The following is a 25,441-nucleotide window of genomic DNA, read 5'->3' on the forward strand; positions in this document are numbered from 1 at the left end:
CTATCCGGTGACGCCGATGGGCCAAGGGGCGAATTCCTCTTCACCGACCCCAAGCGCCTCGGATTTGCTTTTCTCTCCCGAGGCAATGGCAAGGATCTTTTGGAAAATCGCCTCTCCCATCTCTTCGAGGCTCATCTCGCCATCGACGATCCGGCCGCAATTTATGTCCATATCCTCCTCCATCCGGGTGAACATGGGCGTATTCGAGGCCAGCTTGATCGTCGGTGAGGGGTAGGAGCCGAAGCAGGAACCCCGTCCTGTGGTGAAGCAGATCAGGTTGGCGCCTCCGGCGATCTGACCGGTGGCCGAGACGGGATCGAAACCCGGCGTGTCCATGAAGACGAGGCCCTTTTCGGTCACCGGTTCGGCATATCGGTAAACCTCCATCAGCCCGGTCGTGCCACCCTTCTTGGCCCCTCCCAATGATTTTTCCAGTACATTGGCAAGCCCTCCGGCCTGGTTTCCCGGGCTGACCACGCCGTTGATCTGGGTGTCCTTGCCCTTGGTATGTTCCAGCCACCAGTCCATCCGCTCGACCAGCTTGCGGCCAATCGTTTCATTGCGGGCGCGGCGCGTCAGCAGATGCTCGACCCCGAAGATCTCGGGCGTTTCCGACAGGATCGCGGTGCCGCCGTTGCGGATCAGGATATCCGCCGCATGTCCAAGGGCAGGGTTTGCCGTCAGCCCCGACAACCCGTCCGAGCCGCCACATTGCATGCCGATAGTGATATGCTCGGCCGAGCAGGGCTCGCGCCGGACCTTGTTCGCCTCTTCCAGCATCTCGCGCACGGCGGCCTTGCCTTCGGCGATGGCCCGCGCGGTGCCTCCGACATGTTGCATGGTGATGGTGCGAAGCATCTTGCCTTCTGCCAGGCTCTGTTCCTCGAAGAACTGCATCAGGTTGTTGCGCTCGCATCCAAGCGAGCAGACCACGGCGCCGGCCATGTTGGGATGGCGGATATACCCGGCGAGCGTGCGGCGTAGCAGGTCCATCGGTTCGCCCGTCAGTTCCATCCCGCAACCGGATTCGTGGATGAAGGGAATGACACCATCGACATTCGGCCAGCCCGAAATCCGCTCTTCGTCGAAGTAATTCGCGATCTTGCGCGCGACCGTGGCCGAGCAGTTTACGGTGACGAAGAGGCCGATATAGTTGCGCGTCCCGACCTTGCCATTCGCGCGGCGGATACCCTGGAATCGCGCCCGCTCATCTTCGGGCAGGATCTCGGTCGGTCGGTAGTCGCGGGCGAAGGCATAATCCTTCTCGACGGCATCAAAGCGGATATTGTGGCTGTGCAGCCACTCGCCCGGCAGGATGTCATGGGCGGCATAGCCGATCACGGTCTCGAATTTCAGAATCGGTGCGCCTGCCTGGATGGGGCGGGTGGCGATCTTGTGGCCCTGCGGCACCTGCTGGCGGGTGGTCACGCCCTCCTCGGAAAGTTCCGTGCCCTCGGAGATTTCGCGAATGGCGACGACGACATTGTCCCCGGCGCTTAGTCGCAGCACCGGGGCGCGGGTTCTATCCTGTTCAAGCGTCGTGGCTGTCATGGCTTCTCCTTTCCGGGTTTCCGCAGCCAGATAATCTGGCGGCCACCACCGCAGACAACAGCCGAGGGCATGGTGTCATTCCTCGCGGGCATAATCGGTCACGCGTTGGCGGGATTGCAGCAAATGATAGGCCATGCTCAGCCCGGCCGCCTCTGCGTCGCGAGCGACGATGGCTTCATAGACCTGCCGATGCTCCCGCACGACGCGATCGATCCGCGATTGGCTGCCTTCGCGCGTGATGCTCTGGGCGACATCAATCGCGCGTTCCATCACGTCGCGGATCGCGTTCAGCATGGTGACGAAAACCTCGTTCCCGCTGGCCTCCGCGACGGCAAGGTGAAAGTCGAAATCGGCATCGCGCGCCACCTCGCGGCGCTGCATCGTATCATCCAAGGCCTTCAGCGCAGCCTCTATCCGGGCGATTTCATGCGATCCTGCCCGTTGCGCGGCCAGCTTCGCGGTCGCCTTCTCTACCACCATTCGCGCTTCCATGGCCCGCATCAGCCCCGATACGCTGTCCGCGGTGGCAAACTCGATCAGCCGCTGCGGAGGGCGCTTGCGGACGAAAGAGCCAACGCCGCGCCGTGCCTCGACCAGCCCGTCATCCTGCAGCTTGCGCAATGCTTCCCTGACCACGGGGCGAGACACGCCAAAGGCCGAGCAGATCTGGTTTTCCGATGGCAGTTTCTCGCCCTGTTCAAGCGTTCCCGAAACGATCTGTTCCAGTATCTGGCCGTATAACTGATCCGAGAGCGTCTTGCGCTTGCGAATGGTCAGCCTGCCACTATCCATGTTCGGACCGTCAGAAATCACCTGGATTCCTTTTTCTTTGCATGAATATCCTCCGGATGTGCGGCAGCATGGGCAAAGCGTAGCGCGGCGCAGGCGGCGCCGTAACCGTTGTCGATATTGGTCACCAGAACGCCCGGCGCACAGCTGGCCAGCGCCGCGTCCAGCGCCACGCGCCCTCCGGTGGCCACACCGTAGCCGACCGAGGTCGGGACCGCGATCACCAGCCCCGGCACCAGCCCGGCCACGACACTGGGCAAGGCGGCATCCATCCCGGCAAAGACGATCACCACCTGCATCTCGCGCAGGAGTGGTTCGCGGTCGAGCAGCCGCCACAGCCCCGCAACGCCGACATCGGGCACCTGGGTTGCAGCAAGGCCAGAATAGGCAAGGACCCGCCGCGTCTCGGCCGCGGCGGCGGCATCCGATGTGCCCGCACTGACCAGCGCGACCCGGGGCGTAGTCTTTTGCGGGGGCAAGGCGCCCAGAATCGCGCTGCGCGACAGGGCGCAGTAATCCAGTGCGGAACGTTGCTGTGGGGGTAGAGCCTCGTATTGTGCCAGAGTCAGGCGGGTCAGGAGAAGCCGGCGCTCTTCCCGCATGGCGTCGCCAATGATCGCGGCAATCTGTTCGGGCGTCTTGGGCTCTGCCAGAACCGCCTCTTCCAGGCCGATCCGTGCCTGGCGGCCGCGGTCGAAAGTCACGTCGGGATGGCTGTCCGGCCGCGCGTCAGGCATGTAGAAACGCGCTCCCTCGCCGATAGGGTCTCAGGGTGATCGCCAGGTCGCCGCCACCAAGCGGGCTGCTTGCCTTGCGCGCCAGCGCCGTCAGCTCCGCAAGCCTGTCCGCATCGAACTGCTCCAGTAATGCCTGATCAATCTCGATGGCCAGACCGGTGCGCAGGCGGCGGCAGCGCAGGGTGATCTCGCCCAGGGAGGCACGCAGCGCGGTTTCCACCGCATCGATCATGGCAAGCTCCGCAGGTTCGACCCTCAGCCCTGTCTCGACCCGGCTGGCAAGACATGGCGAGGCGGGCAGATCCGCGATATCGCCCAGATCGAGAACTCGGGCCAAAGCCCGGATATCCGCCTTGTCCATCCGGGCTTCGACAAAGGGATGAAGGATGCCGTGTTCCTTCGCAGCCTGAAGTCCGGGCCGGTAATCGCCCAGATCATCCAGATTGGTGCCGGCAGCCACGGCACTGCCAGCTCCGAGGCGCGTCAACATTCCATAGAGATTCGATTTACAGAAATAGCAGCGATTGACCGGGTTGGCGCGGTAGCGCCCATCGGCGAACTCCCCGGCATCGACGATTTTCAACGCCAGATCGCGGCTTGCGGCGAAAGCCCGAACCCGTGTGGTTGCCGCTTTGGGCACAGCGGGTGAAACGGCGTGGCACAAGGTCAGGTCCATTCCCCGCCGCGCGATCGCTGCCACGGCAGAGAGGCAAAGGCTGTCCACCCCTCCGCTGACGGCTATGACAAGCGTGGCGGGCTGGCGCAGCGTTTCGGCAAGGCGGGCTGGCAGGGTCATTCCCGGCCCCCGCTGTTCCAAAGATGCCCCAGCAGACGGGCGCTGGACAATTCCAGGTGCTTTCGCATCAGTTTGCGGGCAGCCAGACTGTCCTGTGCGGTGATAGCCTCGGCCACGGCGCGGTGTTCTTCGGCTGCCTCGCGGCTGTCACCCCCGCGCTCGACCGAGCGATTTCGTCCGGCTTCGATGGTTTCCCGCAGGCTGGCGCCGAGATAATTGAAAAAGCCAAGGTAGTAATCGTTCTTCGTCGCATCGCAGATGGCGCGATGGAACTGCAGATCGGCATCGACCCCGGCCCGCACCTGTTCGGGGCCGAATTTCTGCACGGCGGCAAAGGCTTCGACCGCGGCATCGATCCGCTCCAGATCCTCATCGGAGCGGCGGCGGGCGGCGATGGCGGCGGCCTCGATCTCGATCCCGAGGCGCAATTCCAGGATCTGCGTCAGCTTGCGGCGGTTGTCCACGTCGCGCGCGTTGATGGCAAAGCCCATGCGGGGGCGATTGCTGGCCACGAAGGCGCCCCGGCCTTGCTGGCTGGCCAGCAGCCCTTCGGCCTTGAGGCGCGATACCGCCTCCCGGATCACGGACCGGCTGACATTCATTTTCTGTGACAACACCACCTCGGACGGCAGCATGCTGCCCACCGGCCAGTCGCCGTTCATGACGTTGCGCCGCAGCGCCTCTGTTGCCTGGTCGCTGAGGGTCTGGCCACGGGCCAGAGGCACGGCATTCTCAAACAGATTGCTCATGAGCCCCTCCTTACTTTTACCGGCAAGCCTACACCTATATCACGGACTGTCAATATGATGACATTACAAGTGATACTCATGATTTTTTTCCATCCGTTTAACCATATACTTACATTAGATAAATTTTCGCAAAGCTAAGCTGGCGATCCTTGCTTTCTTGTATTTTTATTTGACAAGCATGCCGTGATTGAACAGAGTTGCCGTGGCGGCACGCCAAAGCCGCATCAGGAGGAGACGCGGGCGGATAGGCGCCTGCAGGTCGTTGGGTGCCGAATGTGCCCTGCGCGAGTCCATATAGGGGAGGTTTCATGTCTCAGATCATCAAGAGCCTGCGCGGCACGGCGGTTGCCGCAATCGTTCTGGCAGGCACTGCCATTGGTGCGAATGCGCAAGCCATCACGATGGCCACCGGCCAGCAAGGCGGGTCCTGGTATCCGGTTGGCGGCGCCATCAAGGCCATCGTCGAGCGCGAATTGCCGGATGTCAGCATGACGGTGACACCCGGCGCCGGGGTGTCCAACGTTGTCGGGGTCGAGGCCGGGCGTTTCCAGATCGCCTTCGCCAACTCGATCTCGACCGTGGACAGCCTTTCGGGGAAAGAGCCGTTCCGGCAGCCCACTACCAATGTCTGCAATATCGGGATCCTCTATCCGCAATATTTCCAGATCGTCACCCTGGCGGAGTCGGGAATCAAGACGGTTGCGGATATCAAGGGCAAGCGGCTGACCACGCAACAGCTTGGCAATACCGGAGAGTTTCTGACGCGGGAGCTTTTGTCCACCGCCGACCTGACATTCGATGACCTCGGCTCGGTCGCGCACACATCCTATTCCGACAGCGCCTCGCAGATGAAGGACGGTCATGCGGATATCTTTACCCTTGGTTCGTCCTTGCCTACCGGCTCGGTGATGGATCTGGCATCGGCGCGGGATATCGCGTTGCTCAATGTCGACGAAGAGACCTTCAAGCATTTCAAGGATCAGAATGCCGCCTTCCAGCTGCGCGAAGTTCCGGCAGGAGCCTATCCCGGCTTCGACGAGACCGTGCATGCCATCAGCTATGACACCCATATGGTTGCTCCCTGCGATTCCGATGGCGAATTGGTCAAGGCGGTTCTGGGGGCTATCGCGGACAATATCGACAGCTTCGCCTCTGTTACCAAATCGATGGCCGATCTGACGGTCGAGGAAATGGCGACCGATATCGGCGTGCCGTTCCATCCCGCGGCCAAGGAGTTCTACGCGGAGCGTGGCGTGGCCGGTATGGAATAATCCCGCCAAGGGAAGGATCGGGGCGGGGCCTGTCGGGTCTTCGCCCCGATCTGCGTTCGGTCCGTTACGGCGGCCGAGCCCGATACCGCGCAAAGCCTTCGACAGCGTCATAGGGAGGGGTCCATGAACCTGACGATTTTCGACCGGAGCATTCCGCTACTGGGGCGTATTGCGCGCCTTATCCTGATCGGGATGGCGCTCTGGCATTTGTATGTAGCATTCGCAGGACCGCCAAATCCTTACATCATGCGCGGTGTTCATGTCGCGCTGGCACTTTTGCTGATCTTTCTGACGATCGATTTCCGGGGCCGGCCGGTAGAGCGGCCCAAATGGTATGATATCGGGCTGGGGGCCATCGCCTGTCTGGCGGCGCTGTATCCCTCGTTGAACCTCGACTATATCTTTCAGCGTTTCCTCTATGTGGATCCGCTGACGCCGCGCGATATCGTCGTGGGTATTACCCTCGTGGTCCTGCTGCTCGAAGCCACGCGCAGGATGCTGGGACCGATGCTGCCGCTTACCGCGATCTGCTTCATGGCCTATGGGCTGATGTTCACATCCACCCTGCCGAGCGTGATCCTGGAGCAGCTTTTCATGACGCCCGAAGGGATCTTCGGCATTCCGACCTCGGTTTCGGCTACCTATATGGTCCTGTTCATCCTGTTCGGTTCGCTGGTGGAAAAGATGGGGGTGGGGCAGCTCTTCATGGACTTCGCTGTCGCGTTGACAGGCAGGCAGGCCGGTGGCCCGGCGAAGGTGGCCTGCGTCACCTCCGGCATGTTCGGCTCGGTTTCGGGTTCGGCGGTCGCCAATGTGATGACCACCGGCACATTCTCGATCCCGCTGATGAAGCGCATGGGCTTCAAGCCCGCCTTCGCCGGCGCGGTCGAAGCCGTCGCCTCGACGGGCGGGCAGATCATGCCGCCTGTCATGGGGGCTGCGGCCTTCGTGATGGCCGAGTATCTTGGCGTGGGTTATTTGCAGGTGGCCAAATATGCCATCGCACCCGCGGTCCTGTATTACGTCGCATTGTTCGCGGCCGTGCATTTCGAGGCCAAGCGCCGCGGCATCGGTTCGGTTCCGGAAGAGGACCAGGTGCCGATGATGCAGGTGCTGCGCGAGCGCGGCCATCTGTTCCTGCCGCTGGCGATCATCATCGGCGTGCTGCTGATGGGCTATTCCGCGCCCTATGCAGCGCTTTGCGGGGTGCTTTCGGTCGTGCCCGTGGCGGCGATGCGCAAGACCACCCGCCATTACGTGACTCTGGACAATATCCTGATCGCGCTTGAAAGCGGCGCGCGCAATGTGTTGGCCATCGCTGCGGCCTGTGCCTGCGCGGGCATCGTCGTAGGTGTGATCGATATCACGGGATTGGGGCTGTCCTTCTCGAATTTCGTGATCTCGATAGCGCAGGACAAGCTGCTTTTCGCGCTGCTGTTGTCGATGGTGGCGGGAATCATCCTGGGCATGGGGATGCCGACCACACCCGCCTATATCGTTCAGGTCGCTTTGCTGGTGCCCGCGCTGGTCAAGCTGGGCGTGCAGGTCGAGGCGGCGCATCTGTTCGTGTTCTACTTTGCCATCCTTTCGGCAATCACCCCGCCCGTCGCCATGGCGGTCTATGCTGCCAACGCGCTGAGCCAGGCCAAGATCATCGAGGCCAGCGTGGCTGCGATCAAGCTTGGGGCGACCGGCTTCATCGTGCCCTTCATGTTCGTCTATGAACCGACTATCCTGTTGCAGGGTGATTGGATGCGTATCGTGATGGTGCTTGCCCAGGCGACGCTTGGGGTGGTGCTGCTGGCCGCGTCATTGCAGCGCTATTTCTTCGGCAAGCTGGAGATGTGGCAGGCGGTGGTGATGTTTGTCGGTGCGCTGTGTTTCATCTATCCCGATTGGCGGGTGACCTTGTGCGGGCTGGCTTGTGCTGGCATCGTCTGGTTCCGGCAAAGCCTCCGGCCAGCCCGGACCGCCACCCAACCGGGCGAATGATACCTGCAATGAACGGAGAAAATCATGTTGCAGTCTGCCAGCTTTCCGACTCGTAGCGGTGGCCAGATACTTGTCGATCAGCTTCTGATCCACGGTGCCGATACCGCCTATTGCGTGCCGGGTGAAAGCTATCTGGAGGTTCTGGATGCGCTGCATGACGTGAAGGACCGTTTCACGCTGATCAATGCCCGGCACGAGGCCGGGGCGGCAGATATGGCCGAGGCTTACGGCAAGTTGACCGGCAGGCCGGGCATATGCATGGTAACGCGCGGTCCGGGCGCCTGCCATGCGGCCATCGGTGTGCATATCGCCCAGCAGGACAGCACACCGATGATCCTGCTTGTCGGTCAGATCGCGCGTGACACCACCGATCGCGAGGCGTTCCAGGAGGTCGATTACCGGGCCATGTTCGGCCCGATCGCCAAATGGGCGACACAGATCGACGATGCGCGGCGGATTCCGGAATACATGGCGCGGGCCTTTCGCGTGGCGACCTCTGGCCGTCCCGGTCCGGTGGTTGTGGCATTGCCCGAGGACATGCTGACCGAACGCGTGGCCGTTGCCGACGCACGGCCCTATACCGCCACCGGCGCGGGTATCACGCCCGAAAGCGTCGAAGCCCTCAAGGCCGAGTTGATGGCGGCGAAACGTCCGCTTCTGCTGGTGGGCGGCTCGGGATGGGACGATGCGGCCGCCACCGCGATCACCCGCTTTGCCGAGGTGAACAACATCCCCGCCGCCTGCTCGTTCCGGCGGCAGGATATCATCGACAACCGTTCGCCCGCCTATGCGGGCGATTTCGGCACATCGACCGGCCCGACGCTTTATCGCCACCTGGAAGAGGCCGATCTTCTGGTGGTCATCGGCGCGAGACTGGGCGAGATGACGACCCGGACCTATACGACGCTCGATGCGCCCAATCCCGGCATCCGCCTGGTCCATATCCATCCCGATGCGAACGAGATCGGACGTGTCTATTCCCCGGATCTGGGGCTGGCCTGCACGCCTGCCGCGATTGCCGCAGCATTGCAAGGTTGCGATCTGGGCCGCGCGGATGAATGGGGGGAATGGTGCGCGTCGCTGCATGGCGATTACCTTGCCGACAGTGAAGCGCCCAATGGCGGCGAATGGTCGCTGGATATGGGGGTGGCGCTGGCGCAGATCCGTGACGGGCTGCCTGACGATATTGTCGTGACGATGGATGCGGGTAACCATAATGGCTGGGCGCAGCGCTTTCTACGCTTTGGCCGGCCGGGGCGCGTTCTGGGATCGACCTGCGGTGCCATGGGCTATTCCGTGCCCGCCGCGGTCGCGGCATCGATCGCGAATCCTGATCGGCTGGTCCTCTCTTTCGTCGGCGATGGCGGCTTCCTGATGAGTGGCAACGAACTGGCTACTGCCGCGCAATATGGGGGCAAGCCCGTGGTGCTTTTGTTCAATAACGGTATCTACGGCACGATCCGGATGCATCAGGAGCGGGAACATCCCGAGCGCGTATCAGGCACGACACTGAAACATCAGGATTTCTGCCGTATGGCCGAAGGCCTGGGCTGCCACGCCGAACGGGTGACGCGAACCGAGGATTTCGCCGCCGCCTTGACCCGCGCGCGTGAAAGCGGCAGGCCCGCCGTTCTGGAACTGGTGACCGATCCCGAACAGATCTCGACCCGCACGACAATTTCGGCATTGCGGAAAGCGGCAAAGGCAAGGCAAACGAGCTGAGCGTAACTGGCCCTTTGGAGGCCTGTTCCGGGCTCGATTAACTGGATGCGTATACATCCTCCCGTGGCGGCAAAATACACCCATGGGAGGATGAGCGTAAATCCGATTGATAATATCTGCCGTCACGATATTCTGCACCGGCATCTGCAAGAATGAATGCGCATTCATATGCGAGATATGCATATGGCAAAACTGGGAAAGGGAACAGCCTTGGCGGCAGGGGGTGACAGGGGCGGGCGAGTGACCATGGCCGCGATCGGGCGGCTGGCCGGTGTTTCGCAGGTCACGGTTTCCCGTGCGCTCAGTGATCCGTCCAAGGTTTCCACCGACACATTACGCCGTATCCATGAGGCGATCGAACAGACCGGATTTGTGCCGAACGCACTGGCCGGCGCGCTGGTCTCGCGCAAGAGCAGGCTGATTGGTGCGCTGGTGCCGTCGATCACCAGCATTGTCTATTCCGCCATGGTGCAGGCATTTGGCGAGCGGATGCGGGCCAGGGGCTATCAGATTCTGCTGTCGGAAACCGGCACCGCCCTTGAGGACGAGGAACGCGCCATCATGTTGCATCTTTCGCGACGGCCCGACGCGATGATGCTGACAGGCATCCATCATAGCCCCAAGGCCCGAAAGATCCTGCTGGGGGCGGGAATTCCAGTGGTAGAGCTGTGGGACATCACCGAGTCTCCCATCGATCTTTGCGTGGGCTTTTCCCATGGTGCGGCGGGGTTGGCTGCGGCGGATTTCGCGGCGGATACGGGTCATGATCGGGCCGCTCTCGTCCATGCCGGGGACGAGCGGGCGCTGCGCCGGAAGGACGCCTTTGCCGAAAGGTTCCGACAGCGGACTGGGGGCAATGTGGTCGAGATCAACCTGAATGCCCCGGCCAGCCTGGGACAGGGGCGGTTGGCGTTGTCGCGGTTGATCGGGGAGTTCGGCTTCGAGAAGGGCCTGATCTTTTGCAGTTCCGACCTGCTGGCCCATGGTGTCGTGACCGAGGCGCAGACGCGCGGGCTGCGCATCCCGCAACAACTCGCCGTCATGGGCTTTGGCGATCAGGAATTTGCGGCTCATGTCGAGCCGGCCCTTACAACGCTAAGCGTCGATCGCGAAGCCCTGGGCTGGCGGGCCGCCGAGGCGCTTCTGTCCCGGATCGAGGGCGGACAGGCTGACCGCTCGATCATTGATTTGGGCTTCAGTCTTGTGCGCCGTAAATCGGCATGACTTGGCGCTTGTCCGCGTCATGCCGGCCGCGCGGCAGCGGGTCATGGTGAAACCATTATCATTTCAATGCGCTGACCAGTCCGTCCATATGCCGGGCAAGCAGCCAGGCATCGCCCGCGATGGCGACGAATTCGATTCCGTCGGCTTCGAAATAGCCCCGGGCGGTTTCTTCGCCATAACCGAGGATACCGGCCGGAAGTCCCGCATCGTGAATCAGTGACACGGCCTCGACGATTCTGGCGCGAACCTCGGGTGCAGCGATATTGCCCGCATGACCCATGGAGGCGGCAAGATCTCCGGGTCCGATAAAAATCGCATCCACGCCCTCCACCGCAGCGATTTGCGGAATATTGGCAACAGCCTGAGGGGTCTCGACCTGCACGATGATGGTCATGTCCTCGGCATATGTTTGCAGGTAATCCTTTTGCCGCGCGTAGCGATTGGCCCGCACCGTCGCCGAAATCCCGCGAATGCCGTGGGGAGGATAGCGTGTCCAGCTGACCGCCTGCTGCGCGTCCTCGGCGGTCTGGATCATCGGGAACATCAGGTTGCGCACGCCGATATCGAGCAGCCGCTTGATCATCACCGGCTCGGAAAAGGGCGGACGGACGACGACCTCTGCCCCGCCACCGGTTGCGGCCCGCAGATGATCGGTGATCTGAGACAGGTCGCCAGGGGAATGCTCCATGTCCACCAGCAGCCAGTCCGCGCCGGATTGCGAGGCGATCTCGGTCACCGTGGGCGAGCAGAGCGAAAGCCAGAAACCCGGCAGTTTGCGATGTTCCTTCAACGCCGCCTTGAAAGGGTTGCGCGTCATGTCTCGGTTTTCCTTTCGCCTGTGCGGGTCCGCTCAGCGTCCCTTTTCCCGCCGCCATTTCTCGAACGCCACGCGATGTTCGTCCCGCGTGCAGGGATAGAGGCCGATGATGCCTTCGCCTTCGCGCACCCGCTCGATCACGAAATCCTCGTAGGCGCTCATTTCGACGGCTTCCTCTGCAACTTCGCCCGCCAGATGCGCCGGGATCACGATGACGCAATCGGCGTCGCCCACGATGATGTCGCCGGGAAAGACCGGCGCATCGCCGCAGCCGATGGGCACGTTCAGCTCGATGGCTTCGTGCAGCGTCAGGTTGGTCGGGCTTGAGGGCCGCTGGTGATAAACCGGCATGTCCAGCTTGCCAATGGCGTCGGCATCGCGGAACCCGCCATCGGTGACGGCCCCTGCCGCCCCGCGTTTCATCAGCCGGGTCAACAGGATATCCCCTGCCGAGGCAGCGCGGGCATCCTTGCGGCTGTCCATGACCAGCACATGGCCTTCGGGGCAGGTTTCGATGGCGACGCGCTGCGGATGCTCGGGGTTGCGGAACTCGGTCAGCTGGTTGCGGTCCTCGCGCGCGGGCATGTAGCGCAAAGTGAAGGCGGGGCCGACCATGTTGTCGCCCTTATGCGCGATGGGATGCACGCCCTGGATCACCTGCTGACGCAGCCCTCGCTTGAATAACGCGGTGGCCAGTGTCGCTACCGAGACGCTCTTCAGCTTGTCGCGAATTTCCTTGTCCATTCCGGTTTCTCCTGCGTTCAGTCGCGAGTCGTGTAATCGGGCGCGTTCATGCCAGTCCCGCGGAGGCAAGGAACTCGGACATCTTCGCTTGCTGCGCACTGGTCAGAGGCCATGCGGAAGGTGGGCGGGTCGGGCCGCAATCATGACCGGTCGCCTGGAGCGCTGCCTTGACGCCCGTCACATTGGTGCCGTTCAACTCCTCGGCGCGAATATCCTCGAAGGGTTTCATCCCGGCGATCAGGGCGTTCGCACCCGCGTAGTCGCCTGCCTCCAACGCAGCGTGGATAGCCATCGAGCGTTCGGGCCAGATATTGATCAGCCCCGATGTGAAACCCCGTGCCCCAACGGCATAAAAGGCGGGCGCCCAGATCTCGGCCAGTCCCCCGACCCATACGATCGAGGGATCGCAGGCCGCCTTGGCTGCCGCCAGTTTCAGCGGATTCGGCGTTGCCCATTTCACGCCCCTGACGCCGGGCAGGGCGCAAAGATCGGCGATTGCCTGCGTGCCGATGGCGTCGTTGCGCAGATAGAGCATGATCGGCAGCCCGTCGCCCGCATCGCTGACGGCCTTGATGTAATCCACCGTCCCGCGTGGCGAGACGAAGGGATCGGGCGGCTGATGGACCATCAGCGCCGCCGCCCCGGCCTTGCCCGACGCCCTCGCCAATGCGCAGGCGTCGCGGATGCCGCGCCCCACCCCGGCCAGAAGCGGCGCGCGCCCGGCGACCATCGTTGCCACCTCGCGGACCATAGTGATGGCCTCTTCGGTGGTCAGGGCATAGAATTCACCGGTATTGCCGTTGACCACGGGGATATGCATTCCCGCCGCAAGTGCCCGGTCGATGATCGGGGCAAGCTTGTCCGGTGCGATCTCTCCCTCCGTGTCATAGGGCGTCACGAGAATACCCGAAATGCCGGTGAGAGCCTGATCGAGATCCGCTGCTGTTCTGGCGTTCATGGTTCTTGCCTCCGGCGATGTTCAGAAAATGTCAGGCTCTGGTGCACGCTCGCCGAAATCGGCCTGCAGGAAGTCGAAATCGCAGCCCTTGTCCGCCTGCGTGACATGGCGCTGGAACATATAGCCATAGCCACGCTGATAGCGGGGTTCGGGCGGGGTCCATTCGGCGCGGCGACGGGCAAGCTCATCTTCGTCCACCAGCATGTCCAATCGGCGCGCGGGCAGATCCAGCCGCACGGTATCGCCGGTTCTCAGTAATGCCAGTGGCCCGCCGACATGGCTTTCGGGGGCGACATGCAGCACGCAGGCCCCGTAGGAGGTGCCGGACATGCGCGCATCGGAAATCCGCAGCATGTCGCGATGGCCTTGCTTGATCAGCGCCTTGGGGATAGGCAGCATTCCCCATTCCGGAAAGCCCGGTCCGCCCTGCGGTCCTGCGTTGCGCAGCACCAGCACGTGATCTGGCGTCACCTCCAGGTTCTCGTCGTCAATGGCCTTTTTCATTTCGGGGTAGCTGTCGAAAACCAGCGCCGGGCCTTCATGCACATGAAATTTCGGATCGCAGGCGGCAGGCTTGATGATCGCACCGTCGGGGCAGAGATTCCCGCGCAGAACCGCCAGCGAGCCCTCGGCATAGACCGGGTTCGACAACGGGCGGATCACGTCGTCATTATATACCTCGGCACCCCGCAGGTTTTCCGAAAGGCTCTTGCCGGTGACGGTCAGGGCGCTGCCGTCCAGCCGGTCCTCGATTTGCCGCATCAATGCGCAAAGCCCGCCCGCGTAGAAGAAATCCTCCATCAGGTAATCCTTGCCCGAAGGCCGGACATTGGCGATCAGCGGAGTCACCCGGCCCAGGGCATCCAGATCGTCCAGGGTCAGATCGATGCCCGCGCGCCGGGCCATGGCGATCAGATGGACCACGGCATTGGTCGAGCAGCCGGTGGCCATGGCGACGATGGCGGCATTGCGAACCGACGCGTCCGTGACGATCCGGTCGGGGGTCAGATCCTCCCACACCATCTCGACGATGCGCCGCCCGCAGGCCGAGCCCATGCGCTGATGGCCGCTATCCGCCGCCGGGATCGAGGAGGCGCCGGGCAGGGTCAGACCCATGGCGTCGGTGATCGCCGTCATGGTCGAGGCGGTGCCCATGGTCATGCAGGTGCCTGCCGAGCGTGCGATGCCGCCCTGCACGCCCAGCCACTCTTCGTCGCTGATATTCCCGGCGCGGCGCTCGTCCCAGTATTTCCACGCATCCGAACCCGAGCCGAGGATCCTGCCGGCGTAGTGACCGCGCAGCATCGGCCCGGCGGGCAGGTAGATCATCGGCACCCCCGCCGAGATCGCGCCCATCACCAGCCCCGGAGTGGTCTTGTCGCAGCCGCCCATCAGCACCACGCCGTCCAGCGGGTGCGAGCGGATCATTTCCTCGGTCTCCATCGCCAGCATGTTGCGATAGAGCATCGAGGTCGGCTTGGTGAAGCTTTCATCGACCGACAGCGAGGGCAGTTCGACCGCAAAGCCCCCGGCCTGAAAGACGCCGCGCTTCACGTCCTGCGCGCGTTCGCGGAAATGGGCATGGCAGCTGTTGAGTTCAGACCATGTATTAAGAATGCCGATGACGGGTTTGTCGCGGAAATCCTCTTCGGCATAGCCAAGCTGCATCAGTCGCGAGCGATGCCCGAAACTGCGCAGATCGTCGGGCGCGAACCAGCGCGCGGATCGCAGTCCCGCAGCCGATTTGACCTTGTTTCCCATGATGCCGGATCTCCCTCGCCTGTCCTGATACGCATATGTATGCGTTTTCATAAAGCAAGGGTCAAGATCGATCGGCGGAAGGTATCTTCGTTATCAATATTGCCAAACCGTGATATTTTTGTTCGACTTGCATAACTGCATGCAGGATGTATGCGCTATCATTATGCGCTTCCAATACACATCGGCTATACCATTGGCAGGGATCACCGGGTCGTTGCCTGTAGTGGCGGCAAAAAGAACCCTTGCGCCGGACAATTCGATGTCCGGCGCTTCTTTCTGGAGCGGTTGCGGGTTCGCAACTCCTGAACCAGCCCGGTTCAGTCAAGGCAGGGTGTGAAGCTTACAGGGCCCTATTGCGCTGCCGTCCAGCTGACCGACTCGTATTTGCGGGTCGTGAAATTGATCAGCAGTCCAAGCATCAGAAGGCCGATAAACACCCATATCGCATAGTGGTAGTCGGTTTTCTGTGGCGTGTAATTGACGAACAGAAAGCCCCTGGCCTGATCGATCAGGTGAAACAGGGGATTCCACGCGAACCATGGAAGCATGATATTGGGTACGGTATTGGCGACAAACATCTTGCCGGATGCGATCATATTGACGCGCTGATACGCCATGGTCAGAAGCGGCGCGATTTTGGGTATCCACGGTCGGAGTCCCAAGAATACCAGCCCCACGCAGACGCCACCGAACCAGGCCAGCAGGAACATCGCGAGAGCGCCAGGGAAAAAGTATATCGAGATCGGGTTCACTGCGATGTGGTAAACGCCCAAGATCACGATGGCGCTGATTGACTGACCGTATAACGTGGAAAGCGCCGATGCGGCGATCAGGACCGCGGGATTGAGCGGAGCGTGCTTGACCAACCCGCCGCCAGGCGAATGACTGGAGGAAACTGCCCCCACTGTCCGCACATGCGACATGAAGAGAAAGATGCCGGACATCAGGTACAGCATGAAGTCGCCGCGAATAGGAGAGCCCCGGATACCCACCAGCAGATACAGCAACATGAAAATGCTGACGAACAGCAGGGTCTGGGCAATGATCAGCAAAATTCCGATAATCGCGTTCTGGTGCGTACTGCGCAGATTATAGACCGCCTGATGATATATCAGGCTCAGCGTTGTGCCGGTTGCTTCCAGCAGATTGCGGTTTTGGCGTTGAGTAAACAATGTCAGAAATCAGCCGTATGGTGGTTCGGGTGGTCGGGGAAGCGCAAGTTCTTGCCACGTTCCGGCTGGTCCTTGCCCAACCGATGTTGCGTGATCATAAGGGGATATGTAAGTCCGCACAATCGGGACGAGGGCCGGCTGTCAGCGAAGTGAAGGGAAACTGGATGCAATTTGATCGACTTATCACCGAAATGCGCCGCCTTGCGCTGCAGGCCGGACAGAAAATCATGGAGATTTACGAAGCGGATGACTTCGATATTCGCGCGAAATCCGATGATTCGCCGGTGACAGCCGCGGATGAGGCGGCGGATGCGCTGATTTCCGCCGGGCTGCGCGAGGCATTCCCCGATATTCCGCTTGTGACCGAAGAGCAGGCGGCGACTCACGAAACCCATGAACAGACCGGCGGCACCTTCCTGATCGTCGACCCGCTGGATGGCACGAAGGAATTCGTGCAGCGCCGCGGGGATTTCACCGTCAATATCGCTTATGTCGAGAATGGCGTCCCCTTGCGCGGCGTGGTATATGCTCCGGCGAAGAACCGCCTGTTCTACACGACCGCGGATGGCCGTTCCGTCGAGGAACGGGGTCCGTTCGGGGAACAGCCCGGAGAGCAGCATTCGGTCGGCGTTAATCCGACGCCTGATAATCGCGGGCTCATGGTCGTGGCGTCGAAATCGCATCGGGATGCGGCAACCGACGACTATATTGGCCGCTACAGCGTGCGGGACATGACGAGTGCGGGCTCTTCCCTGAAATTCTGCTTGGTCGCGACGGGCGAGGCGGATCTCTATCCCCGGCTCGGACGGACGATGGAGTGGGATACGGCTGCGGGGGATGCGGTGTTGCGCGGTGCTGGCGGGGAGGTGGTGCGCTTTGACGATCACGCTCCGCTTGCCTATGGCAAGCCGGGCTTCGAAAACCCGTTCTTTATCGCCTATGCGCCCGGTGTGCTGTTAGTGAAAGACTGAAAATGTCGGTCCTGATCGTGATTCCGGCACGCTATGCCTCGACAAGATATCCGGGCAAGCCGCTGGTCGAGTTGAAGGGGGCCTCTGGTGATGCCCGCAGCCTGATTCGGCGGAGCTGGGAAGCCGCGTCGGAGGCGTCGGGCGTGGATCGTGTTGTCGTGGCGACCGAAGATGAGCGGATTCGCGATCATGCCCGATCTTTCGGGGCCGAAGTGGTCATGACGTCGGAGAACTGCCGGAACGGCACCGAGCGCTGCGCCGAGGCCGTTTCTGCCCTGGGCGCAACACCCGAGATCGTCGTGAATTTCCAGGGTGATGCTCCGCTTACGCCTGCATGGTTCATCGAGGATCTGGTCGCAGGGTTGCGTACCGATCCGAATGCGGATGTGGCGACTCCTGTTCTGCGTTGCTCCGGGCGGATGCGCGACGATCTTCTGGCGGACCGCAAGGCCGGACGTGTGGGCGGAACCACGGCGGTGTTCGGCCATGACGGGCAGGCACTGTATTTCTCGAAGGAAGTCATCCCTTATGCTGCAGGGCAATACGGACCGGACGATCTTAGTCCCGTCTATCACCATGTCGGGGTTTACGCCTATCGTCCTGATGCCTTGAATGCCTATCCCGGCTGGCCCGAAGGGGTATTGGAAAAGCTGGAAGGGCTGGAGCAGTTGCGGTTCCTGGAGCGCGGCCACAAGGTGCTGTGCGTCAGGGTCGAAGCGCGTGGCCGCCAGTTCTGGGAGTTGAACAATCCCGAGGATGTCCAGCGACTGGAAGCCATGATGAAAGCAATGGGTATCAACTGACAACATAACTTCATTTGTATGTAATATGTGTGCAATCGTTTGATGAGTAAAAACCGGCTCATGCCTGAAAATTAGCGTGAGCGTGACTTTTCTTGGTTAATTGAACGAACTATCGTGCGCGCGACGCGTTATTGCGCGATATAGGGACGATGGTCCTGAACTTTTGCCGCTATCACTTCCGTGATAAGCGACCATCAGATAAAAGGGTACAATGCATGAGCCGTAAAGTAACCAAAGCCATTTTCCCGGTGGCCGGTCTGGGGACGCGCTTTTTGCCTGCGACCAAGAGCATTCCCAAAGAGATCATGACGTTGGTCGACAGACCGCTGATCCAATATGCGATTGACGAGGCGCGGGCGGCCGGGATCAAGGAGTTCATCTTTGTCACCTCGCGGGGCAAGGGCGCGCTCGAGGATTACTTTGATCACGCCCATGAACTGGAATCCAATCTCAAGAAGGCCGGAAAGGATGCGCTGCTGAAAACATTGCGCGCGACCAACATGGAATCGGGTGCTATCGCTTATATCCGCCAGCACAAGGCACTTGGGCTGGGACATGCGGTGTGGTGTGCCCGCCGCTTGCTTGCGGATAAGGAGCCTTTCGCTGTGATCCTGACCGACGACGTCATCATGGGTGAGCCGCCCTGCCTGCAGCAGATGATCGAGGCCCATAACGAAACCGGCGGCAGCATGGTCGCCACGATGGAGGTTCCCGAAGAAAAGGCGTCGGCCTATGGTGTGCTGGACGTTGCCGAGGACATGGGGGCGATCGTGCGCGCGAAAGGCATGGTCGAAAAACCCGCGCAGGGCACTGCACCGTCGAATCTCGCGGTCATCGGGCGCTATATCCTTGCGCCGAGCGTGATGAAGAACCTGAACAGCCTCAAACAGGGCTCGGGCGGAGAGATTCAACTGACCGACGCGATCGCCGAAGAGATCGAGAATGGTCGCGACGTCTATGGCCTGCGCTTCCGGGGGCAGCGTTTCGATTGCGGTTCGAAAGCCGGGTTCCTGCAGGCGACTGTCGCCTTCGGGTTGGAGCGCGATGATCTGAGGGATGAGTTCCTCGATTATCTGAACGGAGTCTCGGCGACGCGTCGCGCGGCGGAGTGATTGCATGCCCGACAATGTATTGGTTACCGGCGGTGCCGGTTACATCGGCTCGCATGCGTGCAAGGCGCTGGCGAGGGCTGGCTATGTGCCGGTGACTCTGGACAACCTGTCGACCGGATGGGCCGATGCGGTCAAGTTTGGGCCGCTGGCCAAGGCCGATCTCATGGACCGCGCGGCGCTTGATGCTGTCTTTGCCGAGTATAAGCCGGTTGCGGTGCTGCATTTCGCGGCACTCAGCCAGGTGGGCGAGGCAATGGCGGAGCCGGGAAAATACTGGCGCAACAATGTCTGCGGCTCGCTGAATCTGATCGAGGCGACGGTGGCGGCAGGCTGCATGGATTTCGTGTTCAGTTCGACCTGCGCGACCTATGGCGATTGCGATGGCGAGGTGCTCGACGAATCTTCGGCGCAGGCACCGCTCAACGCCTATGGTGCCAGCAAGCGCGCGATCGAGGATATGCTGGTCGATTTTGGTGCGGCGCATGGGCTGCGGCATGTGATCTTTCGCTATTTCAACGTCGCGGGGGCTGACCCCGAAACCGAGATCGGCGAGTTTCATCGTCCCGAAACCCATCTGATTCCGCTGATCCTCGATGCCGTGGATGGCCGCCGCGATGCGCTGACCATCCATGGCACCGACTATCCGACTGCCGACGGCACCTGTATCCGTGACTATGTTCATGTGATGGATCTGGTGGATGCCCATGTGAAGGGGCTGGAATGGCTGCGGGCGGGCAAGGAAAGCCGGGTCTTCTGCCTGGGAACCGGCGACGGGTTCTCGGTTCGCGAAGTTGTGGATGCCACCCGTCATGTCACCAATCGCCCCGTGCCAATGGTTGACGGACCACGGCGCGGCGGTGATGCGGTCAAGCTCGTTTGCGGCAGCCAGCGAGCCAGGGAAGAGCTGGGTTGGCGCCCCGACCGCTCGACGATGAAACAGATGATCAGCGACGCCTGGCGCTGGCATCAAACCGGCAATTATCGGGCTTGAGCACGGAATCCGGTCAGACAACCAGCCGGCTGCGCCGGGCCTGGACCGCATATCGGCTGCGCTGGAAACGGCGCGAGCTGTTATGGCGGGCGATCCGGGCCGGGCGCAGGCTGTCGCCACTGTCGGACCGGACCGCCTCGATTGGCAAGGATGATATCCTTCTATTCGCCGCGATTCGCAACGAGGCCGCCCGTTTGCCCGAATTTCTGGCGCATTACCGGCGCTTGGGAGTCCAGCATTTCCTGATCGTGGACAATGACAGCGACGATGGCTCGGCCGAGCTTTTGCAGAAGCAACCCGATCTGTCGTTATGGCGCAGCCGCGACAGCTACCGGTCGACCAGGTTCGGCATGGACTGGGTGGGAGCGCTGCTGCTGCGCCATGGTCACAATCACTGGTGCGTGACTGTCGATGCCGACGAATTGCTGATCTATCCGGAATGGGAGCGTAATGATCTTTCCAGCTTGACGGCGCAACTGGACCGTCAGGGTATAGACGGCATGGGTGCCTTGATGCTGGACCTGTATCCGCGCGGCCCCCTGGGGCAGGCGGATGCTCCGGAGGGTGCAAGTCTGACAGAACGCCTGCCCTGGTTCGATGCGGGACCCTACCGAAGCAGGATCGTCGAGCCGAAAGGCAACCGGATCGTGCAGGGCGGTGTCCGTGAACGGGTCTTTTTTGCGGGGGATCCGGATCGTGCGCCGACTCTGAACAAATTGCCGCTGATCCGGTGGCACTGGCGATATGTATATGTGAACTCAACCCATTCCCTTTTGCCCGGGCGGTTGAATGACCTGTATGACGGTCCCGGCGATTCCCGGCTTTCAGGCGTCCTGATGCACAGCAAGTTCCTGCCCGAGATCGTCGAGAAATCCGCGGAGGAACTTCAGCGCCGTCAGCATTTCGTGGAACCCGAGTTGTTCGTGGACTATCATCATGCAATCACCGACACACCGACATTGTGGCATAGCGGCTCGCAACGCCTCACGGGCTGGCGCCAATTGGTCCAACTGGGGCTAATGGGAACGGGAGAGGTTCCGCTCGAAAAGCCACCTGTGCAGGAAACGGGCTTGCCTCTTGCGGCGGTGAAGTCCATTGCGGAAAATGAATAAATATTAATGCGATCGCAGTGACAGGTGCAGAACGTGCGAAGCCTTCAAAACCTGCCAGTTCCGGGCCGGCTACGTCGCCGTATAGAGCGGCAGTGGCTGATCGGCCGTGCGATCAAGCGGCGTCATGCGTTGTCGCTGATCTCGGATCGCACCGGACAGATCGGGCGGCGCGATATTCTCGCCTTCGTTACTCAACGTAACGAGCGGGTGCGGCTGCCCTATTTCCTGGATTACTACCGCGAGCTTGGCGTGCGGCATTTCCTTTTTGTCGATAACAACAGCACGGACGGCAGCACCGATTACCTGAAGGCGCAGCCGGACGTATCGCTGTGGTGGACGAAAGCCGGCTACAAGCAGTCGCGTTTCGGCATGGACTGGCTGTGCTGGCTGCTGTTTCGCTATGGGCACGGGCATTGGTGTCTGACCGTCGATCCCGACGAGTTCCTGGTTTATCCGCATTGCGACAGCCGCCCCCTGACCGCGCTGACCGACTGGCTGGGCGATTCCGGGCATCGCTCCTTTCCGGCGATGTTGCTGGACATGTATCCCAAGGGTGCGCTGGACGAGAGGATATATCAGGAAGGACAAAACCCCTTCGAGATCGCCTGCTGGTTCGATCCGGCCAATTACACGATACGGAAGAACAGCTATCTGGGGAATCTGTGGATTCAGGGAGGGCCGCGAACGCGAACCTTCTTTCCCTATGACCCGAAATCGGGACCCGCACTCAACAAGATTCCGCTGGTGAAATGGAGCCGGCGATACACCTATTACAGTTCTACCCATATGCTGCTGCCACGATCCCTGAACTGGGTGTACGACGAGGATGGCGGCGAGATGGCCTCCGGTTGCCTGCTGCATGCCAAGTTCCTGTCCACTTTCGCGGAAAAATCGACCGAGGAACTGGATCGCGGCCAGCATTATGCGAACAGCCAGGAATATCGCGCCTACCATGCCGGATTGCAGGACGGCGCACGCCTTTGGTGCAGCGAATCGCGTGAATACCGTGACTGGAGGCAGCTTGAGGATCTTGGCCTGATATCGAGTGGGAACTGGCCATGACTGAAGCGGTTAATCTGGGTGTCATATTATTGTGCCATGCGAATCTTCGCATGGCGGCGAGGATGGCTCGAATCTGGGCCGATGGCGGCGCCAGGGTGGTTATCCATATCGACGCCAAGGCTCCGGCTTCCGATGTCGCCGAGATGAAGCAAAGCCTGTCGGATCTGCCGGACATCGCGTATTCGCGGCGAATCCGTTGCAACTGGGGACGGTTCAGCCTGATCGAGGCGACCCAGCATGCCGCGAGCCAACTGCTCGAGACCTGGCCCGAAACGACGCATGTCTATCTGGCTTCGGGTTCCTGTCTGCCATTGCGGCCGATAGCTGACCTGAGGGCGTTTCTGGCTCTGGATCCCAATCGCGATTATATCGAAAGCGTCGACACCAACGAAGTCGGATGGGTTATCGGGGGCCTGAACGAGGAACGGTTTACCCTGTATTTCCCGGTTGACTGGCGCAAGCATCGAAAACTGTTCGATCGCTGTGTCGAGATACAGCGCAAGCTGGGTATCCGCCGGAAATTGCCCCGGGGGCTGACACCGCATCTTGGCTCGCAATGGTGGTGCCTTACGGCCAATACCCTGCGCGCGATCCTGAACGATCCGCGCCGCAAAGAGTATGATCGGTTTTTTCGTCGAAGCTGGATTCCCGATGAAAGCTATTTCCAGTCATTGGCCCGCCGCCACTCGGGCAGTATCGAAAGCCGTTCGCTGACATTCGCGAGATTCGATCACCGGGGTCGTCCCTATCAGGCTTATGACGATCACTTGCAAGTTCTGGAGGAAGCCAATTGCTTCGTGGCCCGCAAGATCTGGCCCGGCGCGACGCAACTGCTTGGGTATTTCCCAAGGCCGGCCGGCCCCGGGCCCGATCCGACACCACCGCAACCGGCGAATATCGAACGGCTGATCGCGCGCACTGTCAGCCGCCGCATTCTGGGGCGGCCGGGACTGTATATGCAAAGCCGATTTCCCCGCAAGGATTCCGAGAACGGCAAGACCTCCGCCCCCTATGCGGTATTCCAGGGGCTGACCGACATTTTCCCCGGTTTCGAAGACTGGCTTCGCGATTATTTGCCGGGTGATGTCCATGGACATCTGCTGGGACCAGAGATGGTGGAGTTCGCCGGACGCCCGGAGATCGGCCCCGGCGCGCTTTCATCCAGCGCCGTCCTGCGTGACTATGATCCGCAGGGTTTCCTGACCGCGTTGATCCGGATGACTGAACAGATGCAGGTATTTCAGTTCAGCCCGCGCGACAACCAGGACCTGAACTGGTTCATGGCAACCGATCCCAACGCGTATCTGTTTGTCGTTACCGGGGCCTGGAACCTGCCCCTGCTGGACATGGACATGCCCTTTGACGATATACGCCGCATCACGGCCAAGCTGCAACGCACCGAGATGGAACTGCTTGAGGTGCTCAATTCGGTTTGGGTAAAGGCCCGTGTGCAACTGTGGGAGTTCAACGACTTCATTGCCCGGCCGCAGGCGATACTGGACAAGGCACTGGGCCAGATCGACCCGGATGCCAAACCAGTGACGAAGCTGCCGCCGATGCGGGACATAACAGGGCTGCCGGAGCATTTGCAGCGCCTGCGTAACTCCGGACTGCACCCCCGCCTGACCGGCGATCAGCCGATCACGAAAGCGTCCCATATCCTGGCGAGGAACAATATTTGATGACCGAGACTTTCCGCAGCTTTGTGATTTTCGCCGAAATGCGCACCGGTTCGAACCTGCTGGAGGCGACCCTGAACGCGGTCAAGAAAGTCACCTGCTTTGGTGAGGCGTTCAATCCCTATATGATGGGCTGGCCGGACAAGGACGAATTGCAGGGCATCACGCGCAAGGAACGCGAGGCCGATCCGATGTTGCTGCTGAACGCGCTGTTCGACAAGCCCGGGCATTTGCCGGGGTTTCGCTATTTCCACGATCACGATCCGCGCGTGTTCGACGCGATCATGGATGACCGGCGCTGCGCCAAGATCATCCTGACCCGCAACCCGCTTGAAAGCTATGTCTCGACCCGGCTGGCATGGGAAACCAATCAATGGAAGCTGAACGAGACCGAAATGCCGATTCCTGCCTCGATCGACTATAATGGCGACGAGTTTCGCCGGATGCTGTCGGATATCCGCGATTTCCAGATGCGCGTCATGCATCGCCTGCAGACCAGCGGTCAAAGCGGCTTCTGGCTGGGCTACAACGATCTTCGGGACAGCAAGGTGATGACCGGCCTTCTGCACTGGCTTGGACGCACCGATATCGAACAGGTCATGCCCGCCAGTGACCAGATCCCGCAGAATCCGCGCTCGATGGAGCAGAAGGTTTCGAATTTTCAGGATATGCAGTCCGATCTGCAAAAACTGGATCCCTTCGCATTGAGCCAGGCGCCGAGTTTCGAACCACGCCGCGGTCCGGCCGTTCCCAGTTTCCTGACCAGCGAGGCGGGTTCGGGACTGATCTACATGCCCATCAAGGGCGGTCTGGCGATCCATCAGGAGGATTGGTTCAGGGATTTGGGCGAGGCAGCGGGCAGTTACACGCAAGGCAGCCTGCGCCAGTGGAAGCGCCGGCATCCGGGTCATCGCAGCTTCACCATTCTGCGCCATCCCCTGCGCCGCGCATGGGACGCGTTTCTGCATCTTTTGTCTGCCGCCCGGCCCGAGTTGCGGCAATTGATGCGCGACGTGCATCGTGTGCCTTTACCTGAGGATGCGAAACTGATCGACCTTGGCGACGATCAGGCCATGCCCCTGTTCCGCTCCTTTCTGGAATTTCTCGGCCGTAATCTGAACGCCCAGACAACCCTGCCAACTCATCCGCATTGGGCAAGTCAATCAGCCGTTATTGCCGGCTTCGGCCGCTTTTCTCAGCCCGATATGCTGATGCGAGAGGACCGGTTGGGCGAAGATATCGCTCATCTTTGCCAAAGCGCGGGCATCACCGATCCGAAAACCGAAAAGCTGGAAGCAGACAGTTACCCTGCGTTCTTGTCCGACAAGGATCTGGTTGCCGCCGCCCGATCGGCCTATATGCGCGATTACATCGCTTTCGGTTTTCCAGCCAATCCGGAATAGGCCGCGCCGGCACCGGCGCAGCCTG

The 25,441-nt window shown here is 61.1% G+C and carries 22 protein-coding genes; 12 read left to right on the forward strand and 10 right to left on the reverse strand.

Annotated elements, in window-relative coordinates:
- From C9E81_RS10595 to C9E81_RS10615, 5 genes are all read right to left on the reverse strand, one after another.
- A complete protein-coding gene (locus C9E81_RS10595) occupies positions 1 to 1,551 on the reverse strand; it encodes a UxaA family hydrolase (RefSeq protein WP_122112282.1) in 1,551 nt (516 codons plus the stop codon).
- Positions 1,552 to 1,626: 75 nt separating this feature from the next.
- Positions 1,627 to 2,364, reverse strand: coding sequence for a FadR/GntR family transcriptional regulator (locus C9E81_RS10600; protein WP_243698602.1), 738 nt, complete (start codon positions 2,362 to 2,364; stop codon positions 1,627 to 1,629).
- Complete coding sequence (gene larB / locus C9E81_RS10605; protein ID WP_122112284.1) at positions 2,361 to 3,077, reverse strand: nickel pincer cofactor biosynthesis protein LarB; 717 nt, start codon at positions 3,075 to 3,077, stop codon at positions 2,361 to 2,363. The genes C9E81_RS10600 and larB overlap by 4 nt, the downstream gene beginning before the upstream one ends.
- Entirely contained in the window at positions 3,070 to 3,873 is an 804-nt protein-coding gene (larE, locus tag C9E81_RS10610) for an ATP-dependent sacrificial sulfur transferase LarE (protein ID WP_122112285.1), read from the reverse strand. The genes larB and larE overlap by 8 nt, the downstream gene beginning before the upstream one ends.
- Positions 3,870 to 4,622 (reverse strand): FadR/GntR family transcriptional regulator, encoded by a 753-nt coding sequence (locus C9E81_RS10615; protein WP_122112286.1) that lies wholly within the window; start codon positions 4,620 to 4,622, stop codon positions 3,870 to 3,872. Before C9E81_RS10615 ends, larE begins: the two co-directional genes overlap by 4 nt.
- Positions 4,623 to 4,930: 308 nt before the next feature.
- Here C9E81_RS10615 and C9E81_RS10620 point away from each other — a divergent pair, with 308 nt between their 5' ends.
- The 4 genes from C9E81_RS10620 (at position 4,931) to C9E81_RS10635 (ending at position 10,831) form a co-directional block, all read left to right on the forward strand.
- Entirely contained in the window at positions 4,931 to 5,893 is a 963-nt protein-coding gene (locus C9E81_RS10620) for a TAXI family TRAP transporter solute-binding subunit (RefSeq protein WP_243698603.1), read from the forward strand.
- A 123-nt stretch (positions 5,894 to 6,016) separates the two neighbouring features.
- Positions 6,017 to 7,885: a TRAP transporter permease gene (locus C9E81_RS10625; protein WP_122112287.1), complete on the forward strand. Its 1,869-nt coding sequence runs from the start codon at positions 6,017 to 6,019 to the stop codon at positions 7,883 to 7,885.
- A 24-nt stretch (positions 7,886 to 7,909) separates the two neighbouring features.
- Positions 7,910 to 9,607: a thiamine pyrophosphate-binding protein gene (locus tag C9E81_RS10630; RefSeq protein WP_122112288.1), complete on the forward strand. Its 1,698-nt coding sequence runs from the start codon at positions 7,910 to 7,912 to the stop codon at positions 9,605 to 9,607.
- Between the two features lie 183 nt (positions 9,608 to 9,790).
- Positions 9,791 to 10,831 carry a LacI family DNA-binding transcriptional regulator gene (locus C9E81_RS10635; RefSeq protein WP_243698604.1) on the forward strand — a complete coding sequence of 347 codons (1,041 nt, stop codon included), beginning with the start codon at positions 9,791 to 9,793 and terminating at the stop codon, positions 10,829 to 10,831.
- A 58-nt stretch (positions 10,832 to 10,889) separates the two neighbouring features.
- Here C9E81_RS10635 and C9E81_RS10640 read toward each other — a convergent pair whose 3' ends face one another.
- From C9E81_RS10640 to C9E81_RS10660, 5 genes are all read right to left on the reverse strand, one after another.
- Positions 10,890 to 11,648, reverse strand: coding sequence for an HpcH/HpaI aldolase family protein (locus tag C9E81_RS10640; protein ID WP_122112289.1), 759 nt, complete (start codon positions 11,646 to 11,648; stop codon positions 10,890 to 10,892).
- 33 nt (positions 11,649 to 11,681) lie between these two features.
- The gene (locus C9E81_RS10645) at positions 11,682 to 12,392 is read right to left on the reverse strand and encodes a ribonuclease activity regulator RraA (RefSeq protein ID WP_122112290.1); all 711 of its coding nucleotides are present in this window, start codon (positions 12,390 to 12,392) and stop codon (positions 11,682 to 11,684) included.
- A 46-nt stretch (positions 12,393 to 12,438) separates the two neighbouring features.
- The gene (locus C9E81_RS10650; protein WP_122112291.1) at positions 12,439 to 13,350 is read right to left on the reverse strand and encodes a dihydrodipicolinate synthase family protein; all 912 of its coding nucleotides are present in this window, start codon (positions 13,348 to 13,350) and stop codon (positions 12,439 to 12,441) included.
- A gap of 21 nt (positions 13,351 to 13,371) precedes the next feature.
- Complete coding sequence (araD, locus tag C9E81_RS10655; RefSeq protein ID WP_122112292.1) at positions 13,372 to 15,111, reverse strand: L-arabinonate dehydratase; 1,740 nt, start codon at positions 15,109 to 15,111, stop codon at positions 13,372 to 13,374.
- Positions 15,112 to 15,461: 350 nt separating this feature from the next.
- Positions 15,462 to 16,283, reverse strand: a complete 822-nt coding sequence (locus tag C9E81_RS10660; RefSeq protein WP_122112293.1) for an ABC transporter permease — start codon at positions 16,281 to 16,283, stop codon at positions 15,462 to 15,464.
- Between the two features lie 164 nt (positions 16,284 to 16,447).
- Between C9E81_RS10660 and cysQ the strand changes: the two genes are divergently transcribed.
- The 8 genes from cysQ to C9E81_RS10700 all read left to right on the forward strand — a co-directional run bounded on the left by cysQ (position 16,448) and on the right by C9E81_RS10700 (position 25,416).
- On the forward strand, positions 16,448 to 17,254 hold the full coding sequence (gene cysQ / locus C9E81_RS10665) for a 3'(2'),5'-bisphosphate nucleotidase CysQ (protein WP_122112294.1): 807 nt from the start codon (positions 16,448 to 16,450) through the stop codon (positions 17,252 to 17,254).
- A gap of 2 nt (positions 17,255 to 17,256) precedes the next feature.
- On the forward strand, positions 17,257 to 18,057 hold the full coding sequence (locus C9E81_RS10670) for a 3-deoxy-manno-octulosonate cytidylyltransferase (protein WP_122112295.1): 801 nt from the start codon (positions 17,257 to 17,259) through the stop codon (positions 18,055 to 18,057).
- A gap of 215 nt (positions 18,058 to 18,272) precedes the next feature.
- Positions 18,273 to 19,169, forward strand: a complete 897-nt coding sequence (locus C9E81_RS10675; RefSeq protein ID WP_122112296.1) for a UTP--glucose-1-phosphate uridylyltransferase — start codon at positions 18,273 to 18,275, stop codon at positions 19,167 to 19,169.
- Positions 19,170 to 19,173: 4 nt separating this feature from the next.
- Positions 19,174 to 20,160: a UDP-glucose 4-epimerase GalE gene (galE, locus tag C9E81_RS10680; protein WP_122112297.1), complete on the forward strand. Its 987-nt coding sequence runs from the start codon at positions 19,174 to 19,176 to the stop codon at positions 20,158 to 20,160.
- Positions 20,157 to 21,272: a glycosyltransferase family 2 protein gene (locus C9E81_RS10685; RefSeq protein WP_243698605.1), complete on the forward strand. Its 1,116-nt coding sequence runs from the start codon at positions 20,157 to 20,159 to the stop codon at positions 21,270 to 21,272. Before galE ends, C9E81_RS10685 begins: the two co-directional genes overlap by 4 nt.
- Positions 21,273 to 21,305: 33 nt before the next feature.
- Positions 21,306 to 22,334 carry a glycosyltransferase family 2 protein gene (locus C9E81_RS10690; protein ID WP_243698606.1) on the forward strand — a complete coding sequence of 343 codons (1,029 nt, stop codon included), beginning with the start codon at positions 21,306 to 21,308 and terminating at the stop codon, positions 22,332 to 22,334.
- Positions 22,331 to 24,016, forward strand: coding sequence for a DUF5927 domain-containing protein (locus C9E81_RS10695; protein ID WP_122112298.1), 1,686 nt, complete (start codon positions 22,331 to 22,333; stop codon positions 24,014 to 24,016). The genes C9E81_RS10690 and C9E81_RS10695 overlap by 4 nt, the downstream gene beginning before the upstream one ends.
- The gene (locus tag C9E81_RS10700; protein WP_122112299.1) at positions 24,016 to 25,416 is read left to right on the forward strand and encodes a sulfotransferase family 2 domain-containing protein; all 1,401 of its coding nucleotides are present in this window, start codon (positions 24,016 to 24,018) and stop codon (positions 25,414 to 25,416) included. The genes C9E81_RS10695 and C9E81_RS10700 overlap by 1 nt, the downstream gene beginning before the upstream one ends.
- Positions 25,417 to 25,441: the final 25 nt, after the last annotated feature.

The organism is Paracoccus alkanivorans (genome assembly GCF_003697785.1).
In the GTDB taxonomy this organism is placed as follows: domain Bacteria; phylum Pseudomonadota; class Alphaproteobacteria; order Rhodobacterales; family Rhodobacteraceae; genus Paracoccus; species Paracoccus alkanivorans.